Genomic DNA, 4502 nt, shown 5'->3' with positions numbered 1-4502 from the left:
CCTTATGGATATGAGAAACGCTATAGGCGCGCGTCAGAGTTTAAAGATTTTCGATCCTCTCACCTCTCAACCAATCCGGAGTCCCACGCCAGGGCTGACTCGGTGGGAAAATCCCCTACAATGTTAATTGATAACTCAGATGTGTGGGATGGGGTGAGCCATGATTGTTGAGGTGTTGTCACTATTTGCTAGTGCTGGGGTCGGAGTTGTTACCACCGAATGTCATAAGTGGGCACAGCGCAAGGCTGGGGAACGTAATCATGACATTGAGAAAGCACTGCTTAGAGCCCATCAGCGCATCTTAAATGATATTTGTGCCTGCTGCCAGAAAACACCGGAATGGCATGATAGTCAACCATCAATTGTAGCACGAATTGACCAGATTAAGCAGGATGGTAAACAAATCTTAATAATCGTTGAAGGGGAACAGCCCCAAGGCAGTGAGGGGAGTTGGCAAGGGAGTCAACAGGAGGCAATTCGGTATCAATTGATGCAGCGCCTAGAAGCCGAACACCAGTGGCTACGAGAAGCGCCTCCCGTCTTACTCAACACCTTTCGCCATTTATATTTACCCGGCTTAGTGCATTATTTCCGATTAGAAATTAAATATAATCCCGTGGTTTTTAATGCCTTAACCCACGATATCCTTAGCCAAATTGGCGGGAAAGTCAGCAATATTGACCAGGAACTCTCGGCAATTCGGGGGAGAATTGATGAGGGTGTGGATACATTTATCGCCTCTTGTCAGGGTTTAGATGAACGGTTTAATCAATTGCTGACCACCTTAAAAGTGACTCCACCCGTCCCGGCGGATTTTGCGGCTTTTATTGAGGAAAAAACCCAGGAATTTTTTGGCAGAGAATTTGTGTTTAATGCCATTGAGGAATTTTGCCAGAAACAAGCCAAGGGTTATTTTATCATTGAAGCAGACCCCGGCGTGGGTAAGAGTGCGTTATTAGCGCAATATGTACAGCAAACGGGATGTCTGGCTTATTTTAATATCCTGTCGGAAAACCGCACCAGCACCGATGATTTTATCAAAAGTATCTGCGCTCAACTGATTGAACGCTATGGGTTAGCCTATGACTTACCCCTGCATCCTGATAATACCCGCAATGGCAACTTTTTGAGCAAGTTATTAACCGAAGCGGCGGCAAAAACTGACCGTTTAGTGATTGCGGTGGATGCTTTGGATGAGGTGGATTTAAGCACGCAAAATCGGGGGCAAAATGTGCTTTATCTCCCGGAAAATTTACCCAAGGGGGTCTATTTTGTCCTGACCAAACGCCCGGAGTTTTTTCCTTTTGTTGTTTCGGCACCACAGCAGGAGTTTGATATGATGTCCGATGAATATTATCAAGCGAATTTAGCAGATATCGAAGGGTTTATTCGCTATCGCTGCCAACGGGAACCTATCCAGCGCTGGCTGGCGGCTCAAGGCGTGACAGAGGCGGAATTTATCGAATTTTTGGCGGAGAATAGCGAAACTAACTTTATGTATTTAAAGTATGTTCTCAATGATATTGAGGCGGGGAAATATGCTGATTTGAACTGGGAAAATTTGCCCAGGGGTTTGGAGAAATATTATGAGCAACATTGGCAGCGTATGGGGATGGTGACGAGGCCCTTACCCCGGACGAAGTTAAAAATCATCTATTTATTGTCAAAGACTCGGAAGCCTGTATCCTGCGATTTGTTGGCGGATTTTGCGGAGGAAGACCCGTTAACGGTGCAGGAGGTGTTGGATGAATGGGAGCAGTTTTTGCGCCATCGAATTATGGAATATGAGGAGGTTTATAGTATTTATCACAAGAGTTTTCAGGACTTTTTATTTAATAGGAGGACGGTACAAAAAGCGGGGGTATCTTTGCGGGATATTGAACTAGATATAGTTGATAATTTGTGGGATGGTTTGTATGGAGAAGATGAGAACAATAATGAAGAATAATTAGTAGGTTGGGTGGACGCAGGAAACCCAACATCTTAGTAGTAGGTTGGGTGGACGCAGGAAACCCAACATCTTAGTAGGTTATGTGAACCGAGAGCGATCGCATTAGGAGTAGGTTATGTGAACCCAGTAAACCCCACAAAAACTCAACCACCGCCAGCCTAGAGTCCGAGTGTGTTGGGTTTCGCGATCGCTCCACCCAACCTACTATAAATTGTTCTATTTTCACCCGTGAGTTATGACCAGCTTTATTGAACGGCTAAACAAATTATATCCAGAAAAGCGGCGCTATGCCTTAGAAAAATTCCCTAAGCATCTCGTTAACACTGCCCAAACTGCACGACTACAGAAGCTGCTGACGGATTTTGACTTTATCCAGGCAAAACTGGCGGAGTTCGGGGTGCAAGCCTTAATTGAAGATTACGATTTGGCGATGATTTCCGATGTCTTGCTGAACCCAGAACAGACGGAAACCCTGCAATTAATCGCTGGGACGTTGCGCCTGTCGGCTCATGTTTTGGAATCCGATAAAACCCAACTAGCGGGGCAACTTTGGGGGCGGTTGCTGCCTTATAACACCATAGTAGTTACCGATGAATCTAAATATTTTTGGGAGTATTTGCCGTTAATTGGTCAATTTTTACCTCATAAGCCTGTTAAGACAGTCTTGCAGAAAATTAACAGACCCAGTGACATTGAAACTTTGCTAGAAACAGCAAAACAATGGCGCGGAAATACCTGGTTTCGTCCCCTCACTGCCACCCTCACCCCTCCAGGGGGGCCACTGATTCGCACCCTCAGCGGGCATAGTAACTGGGTAACAGCAGTGGCGATCGCCCCCGACGGGAAACGAGCGGTGTCTGCATCGGAAGATAAAACCCTGAAACTGTGGGATTTGGAGCAGGGGAGGGAACTCGCTACCCTCTCTGGGCATAGTGGCTGGGTAAATGCAGTGGCGATCGCCCCCGACGGGAAACTAGCGGTGTCTGCATCGGATGATGAAACCCTGAAACTGTGGGATTTGGCTACTGGAAGGGCTATAGCGACATTTACGGGTGAGTTTAGCTTTAAAAGCTTTAAAAGTTGTGCAGTAGCCTCCGATGGAGTGACAGTGGTGGCAGGTGAGATGTCAGGGCAGATGTATTTTCTGCGGTTGGAGGGGTTGAGGGATTGAGAAAGGGGGTTTTTTTACCTGCGTCCGAATCACCTACGCGATCGCTATAATGGCGAGAAAGCAGGTTTCTGGAGAACGTCATGCAAATTACCTTAAACAAGCAACAAGAAGAGTTTATCGCCGCCCAGTTAGCCCAGGGCAATTTTAGCCATCCTGATGAAGTGGTGAATGCCGCGTTTAAATTGCTAGAAAAATTGCAAACTGAATACCCAGACTGGCTCACCGAAACCCGTGTTCAAGTCAATCTGCCGCATTTTTCTGGAAGTGGGGAAAAGGCTAATAACGTTTAAGGAACAATGACAGATACCACAGAACTTGATAAAATAGTAGCAGTATCCAATACAGGACCTCTCGTTTCAGCCTTTCAATGTGGTCGGATTGATTTACTCAAGCGATATTTTTCGCTCCTTTACATTACCACCTCTGAGGTACAAGAACTAGATGGTCATGGGTGGCTCGATGAAATTACTCAACTCATTGGTGAGGGATTTGTGGTTGTTGCCGAATTAACCGATTCAGAAAAAAAACAAGCAGAAACTGTAGCAAAACGAATTGCGCGATCGCACAAAAATACCCGTTCAGACTGGCGTGATGATCTCGCTGAAGCCGAGGCCATAATTCTCATGCAAAATCGCCCCGATCTAAATGTGGCACTTATTCTTTTAGATGAGAAAGCTGCCCGTCAAGTTGCTGGGGAAATGGGGTTAAAAATGACCGGATTTCCGGGGATTTTAGGACGGGCTGGACTAGACGGGATTTTAACGAAAGATGAGATTCGGCATCTCCTCAAAACCTGCCAGCAACAAGGTACATATTACGGCGATAAATTAATTGAAACCCTTGCAGAAAATTACGGAAGGTAAACCATGACTAAACAAGTTCCCGAACCCAATGCAGAGTTACTCTCGGCTGAAGATATTCATCAGGATGTGATGACTCTAACAACTGCTTTAGAACAACGCAAGGCTGAACGTAAAGCCTATCACATATTATCCCGTCCAGATATCCGTAACTTGCTCGATCGCATCCTAGCCAGTGGAATTTGTACCACAGAAGAGGAAGCCATAGAACGTGCTCTGACCATTTTGATTTCTGGAAGTTGAGGAATGGGCGGGTGAGGATAAGCAACCGGGTTTCTTTACCAAATTTTGCTGAGGCGGCAGAGAGAGTTGTAGAAACCCAGTTCCTTGGGCTGTAGGTTTCTGCGACGATTTGATAAAATATGATGAGTCGCAATGGGTACAGGTGGCAATGCAAGAACAGAAAAGTTTAGAGACTCTGCTGGATGAGGCAGTTACCTAGTATTTACAAGCAAATTGAGCCCCGAACACCCTTTCTGTATCTCCCACTCCCCCTGACCCCTTTCTCGGTGGTCTATAA

At 45.9% G+C, this 4502-nt stretch carries 5 protein-coding genes; all 5 read left to right on the top strand.

Features of this window, described 5'->3' with window-relative positions; all coding sequences use genetic code 11:
- Nucleotides 1–160: 160 nt before the first annotated feature.
- The 5 genes from B9T16_RS26235 (at nt 161) to B9T16_RS26215 (ending at nt 4225) form a co-directional block, all read left to right on the top strand.
- Nucleotides 161–1948, top strand: a complete 1788-nt coding sequence (locus tag B9T16_RS26235; protein WP_410246134.1) for a hypothetical protein — start codon at nt 161–163, stop codon at nt 1946–1948.
- A gap of 238 nt (nt 1949–2186) precedes the next feature.
- Nucleotides 2187–3122 carry a WD40 repeat domain-containing protein gene (locus B9T16_RS26230; protein ID WP_410246133.1) on the top strand — a complete coding sequence of 312 codons (936 nt, stop codon included), beginning with the start codon at nt 2187–2189 and terminating at the stop codon, nt 3120–3122.
- Between the two features lie 80 nt (nt 3123–3202).
- Nucleotides 3203–3412, top strand: a complete 210-nt coding sequence (locus B9T16_RS26225; protein ID WP_410246132.1) for a type II toxin-antitoxin system ParD family antitoxin — start codon at nt 3203–3205, stop codon at nt 3410–3412.
- Between the two features lie 6 nt (nt 3413–3418).
- A complete protein-coding gene (locus B9T16_RS26220; protein WP_410246131.1) occupies nt 3419–3985 on the top strand; it encodes a hypothetical protein in 567 nt (188 codons plus the stop codon).
- 3 nt (nt 3986–3988) lie between these two features.
- Nucleotides 3989–4225, top strand: a complete 237-nt coding sequence (locus B9T16_RS26215; protein ID WP_006616407.1) for a hypothetical protein — start codon at nt 3989–3991, stop codon at nt 4223–4225.
- Nucleotides 4226–4502 lie beyond the last annotated feature (277 nt).

The sequence above is a fragment of the Arthrospira sp. PCC 8006 genome (assembly GCF_046480465.1).
Classification (GTDB): Bacteria; Cyanobacteriota; Cyanobacteriia; order Cyanobacteriales; family Microcoleaceae; genus Limnospira; species Limnospira platensis.
Note: the sequence above shows the minus strand (reverse complement) of the source record. Positions and strands in the feature narration are given on the sequence as shown.

What these genes read in the sequence shown, in the direction of transcription:
- B9T16_RS26235 (WP_410246134.1), top strand. Translation starts at nt 161, where the DNA reads ATGATTGTTGAGGTGTTGTCACTATTTGCTAGTGCTGGGGTCGGAGTT.
- B9T16_RS26230 (WP_410246133.1), top strand. Translation starts at nt 2,187, where the DNA reads ATGACCAGCTTTATTGAACGGCTAAACAAATTATATCCAGAAAAGCGG.
- B9T16_RS26225 (WP_410246132.1), top strand. Translation starts at nt 3,203, where the DNA reads ATGCAAATTACCTTAAACAAGCAACAAGAAGAGTTTATCGCCGCCCAG.
- B9T16_RS26220 (WP_410246131.1), top strand. Translation starts at nt 3,419, where the DNA reads ATGACAGATACCACAGAACTTGATAAAATAGTAGCAGTATCCAATACA.
- B9T16_RS26215 (WP_006616407.1), top strand. Translation starts at nt 3,989, where the DNA reads ATGACTAAACAAGTTCCCGAACCCAATGCAGAGTTACTCTCGGCTGAA.